We start from the raw sequence: 570 nt of genomic DNA, 5'->3' as shown, positions 1-570 counted from the left end.
GTTGTGTTCATTTCATTAGGTTTGAACAAGTCTGGGAAATATGAGTTTACGCCTGCAGAAATCAATGAGCTGCTTAATGACCCCCAATCCATCCAAATGCTTGCCAGATGGGCTATAAATTCATTTCAGAGGGTGTTCAACAGTACAGAGATAAGAAACCAAAGGTTTTCACTTACAAAAGAGCATCATGACTGAATTGAAAGCAAGAAAACAAACAACAATGCCAATGTTGAAGAAGTGATTTCAAAGTCACGTGAACTTAATGACGCAGTTCAAGGTCAAGAGGAATTCATTTCAAATGACATGATGACAAACGCTTATACAATGTCTGGAATTGGTTTCCAGGAAAAACATTACACAGCAAGAATTTTCAAGAATGACTTCATGGACTTCCTTACAAAGCAAAAGCACAATGTGAGAGAAGTGTCAAAATGCATCAAAGGGAAAACTTACCGTGGAATTGAAATAAAATGATACAAGGAGAACAACTAAAAACAATGGATAAATCAGCAATATTACAGTTGATACAGGATATGGACAACTGGCATTACTTTCAATCTTGAACACCAT

General features: G+C 36.3%; 1 protein-coding gene. It reads left to right on the top strand.

The features are described 5' to 3' along the window. The coding region (locus tag HK417_RS24640) for a hypothetical protein (RefSeq protein WP_222273491.1) at positions 1-195 on the top strand (195 nt) is incomplete at its 5' end. Between the last annotated feature and the right edge of the window lie 375 nt (positions 196-570).

The sequence above is a fragment of the Modestobacter marinus genome (assembly GCF_019799945.1).
Taxonomy (GTDB): Bacteria; Actinomycetota; Actinomycetes; order Mycobacteriales; family Geodermatophilaceae; genus Modestobacter; species Modestobacter marinus_B.
The sequence above is the reverse complement of the archived record's forward strand: the minus strand, read 5'-3'. Positions and strand labels throughout refer to the sequence as shown.